Raw genomic sequence first — 2180 nt, 5'->3', positions numbered from 1 at the left:
ACCGCCATCGTGTCGTGATCGGCAAGGATACGCGCCTGTCGGGCTATATGCTTGAACCCGCGCTCACAGCCGGTTTCACCTCGATGGGCATGGACGTATTCCTTTTTGGCCCGCTGCCGACAACGTAATAGGAAGAATAAACGCCCTTTTCACCCAAGTCCAAATTAATTTGCCGATTCCATAATCAGGGTGTATTACAATTCCATAGAGTTTTTCAATCCAGGTGGTTTAGCTGATAACTTAACGATTGATCAGCTTCTTCGTGAAGATTACTCGCCATGGGCGCGCAATAAAAGGATATCTGCCACGTTCAAAGAAGCGCATTTTATTGAAAAATATGGGTCAGGCATCAAACGAATCCAAGAAGGCTTCGCATCCTATGGTCTGCGTCCCCCTGTCTTTGAAAATTTCCAGCACGGTTTTCGAGTTATTGTCTCATCAAAGCTACTTTTCGAATCTAATGAGGGAGTAAGTGAGGGAGTAAATCTACTATTTAATCAGATAAGAACTAATCCAGGAAAGCGTGCACCATTTTTAGTAAACGAGCTATTAGTTCCTGTCAAGATAGTAGAGCGGTGGCTCAAAATCTTAAGAGATGATCATAAAATCGAGTTTCGAGGAGCTCCTAAAAGTGGAGGATACTGGCTAAAATAGAAATCAATGATACTCTTAAGTGGCACCAATCGAACTCCTATTTTAGCATTTAAAAAAGTATCCTCACATCATTTTATTGAACAATACCTAAGGCTGCTCTGGCGGCATTGATATGATTATCGTCGTTGCACTCTACCGCAAAAGCGCCATATGCTAATGGAGCTGCAGCAGCCCTCTCTATAGATTGTTCGTAGAGCCTATCCCATATCGTTCCGCCTTGTTTAGCATACTCCGTTATCAAACTCTTCAGGCTATCCTCTCCAAAAACCGATACGTGACCAGAAAAGTCCAGTGCAGGATCACCCATATGCGCAGTAGACCAATCTATGATACCAGAGGTCTTACCTTCCTTCGAGGTTAAGACATGCCCTGCATAGAGATCGCCATGGATGAAACAAGTGAATTCAGGCCACAAAGGGTCATTGTCCAACCATCTACGGTATCTGTTTTCCAACGGCTCGCTGATACCTATCTCAGATTTCACCAAGTGGATACGGTCAGCTATTTCGGTCCTCAATTCACTTGGAGTCATTATTTTCAAGTTGCTCTTTCTCACATCGTCAGCTGTAATACGATGTAATTCGGCCAATGATTTTGCCAGAGACTCCACATAAGCTATGCTATCGCGATCTATGTTCCAAGAAACCTCATGTGTTATCGCATCGAATGTCAGAGCAGGCGCATCCTCCAGTAAAGGGTAGGCTATTAGGCGCTCCGATACAATTTTCCAATCAGGGACATTGATCGACAGGTTTCTTTTGGCTAAATCCAATATTCTACTTTCATTTTCGATTTGTTCAAGCATATCGCTTCTTCGAGGTATACGGAGTACCCAGTTCTCACCGTTTACTTCCTTTACAAAGGCAACTCTAAAGTCGATGCCCATCTCATTGACGCTCATCTCTTCCGAAATTCTCAGCCCATGCTCTAGGGCTAATGTTTGCATATCTTCGATTGTCATTTCTATACTGTTTTCTTTTATTAAATTGGTACCAGTTCCCCCGACAGGACATTCTGAATGTCATATACAGGTGTAACACTTTACCCATATTCTTTTCGTATGGATAACACTTCCCATCAGGGAACAAAAATCTGATACATGAATTAATTGTGAGACAGTAGACCTACTGTCGCATTGAAGCCATCTCGGCGACTATTTGATTAGGAAAACCAAGGCTTTGCCATCATAGCCTTATCATAGAAGTATAACATAGTTGTAAAGATAGAAAATTATTTTTTATTCATCCATGATGTTATTATTTTATAATAACATCATCTAAACATGTCCTGTCGCTCTTTTGTGCTGTGATATTTCATACCTATTAACTGCTTTCGTTTGAATTATACGACGTTCTACTCACAATAGGGCAAGGGTTACTCATTCCGTAGGATGCGGTTCACGTATAGGAAGAATAAACGCCCTTTTCACCCAAGTCCAACAGCTTTGGACCGCAGTTGACTCTTTCGACACCCCTGCGATGCAACCCAATCCGGCTGACGGGGAGCCAGCAACGCTGAAAATTTAC

The 2180-nt window shown here is 42.5% G+C and carries 2 protein-coding genes and 1 pseudogene; 2 read left to right on the top strand and 1 reads right to left on the bottom strand.

The features are described 5' to 3' along the window. Together FTU39_RS13685 and FTU39_RS13680 are read left to right on the top strand one after the other, a co-directional pair. A pseudogene (locus FTU39_RS13685) lies at positions 1-122 on the top strand (hypothetical protein); the annotation flags it as partial. Positions 123-189: 67 nt separating this feature from the next. Continuing rightward, positions 190-654, top strand: coding sequence for an ATP-binding protein (locus FTU39_RS13680; protein WP_071830580.1), 465 nt, complete (start codon positions 190-192; stop codon positions 652-654). Between the two features lie 73 nt (positions 655-727). Here the strand turns inward: FTU39_RS13680 and mph are convergent, their stop codons facing one another. Beyond that, positions 728-1615 (bottom strand): Mph(E)/Mph(G) family macrolide 2'-phosphotransferase, encoded by an 888-nt coding sequence (gene mph, locus FTU39_RS13675; protein ID WP_071830579.1) that lies wholly within the window; start codon positions 1613-1615, stop codon positions 728-730. Positions 1616-2180 lie beyond the last annotated feature (565 nt).

Source organism: Acinetobacter sp. YH12099 (assembly GCF_013419195.1).
GTDB lineage: Bacteria > Pseudomonadota > Gammaproteobacteria > Pseudomonadales > Moraxellaceae > Acinetobacter > Acinetobacter towneri.
Note: the sequence above shows the minus strand (reverse complement) of the source record. Positions and strands in the feature narration are given on the sequence as shown.

What these genes read in the sequence shown, in the direction of transcription:
- mph (WP_071830579.1), bottom strand. Translation starts at nt 1,615, where the DNA reads ATGACAATCGAAGATATGCAAACATTAGCCCTAGAGCATGGGCTGAGA.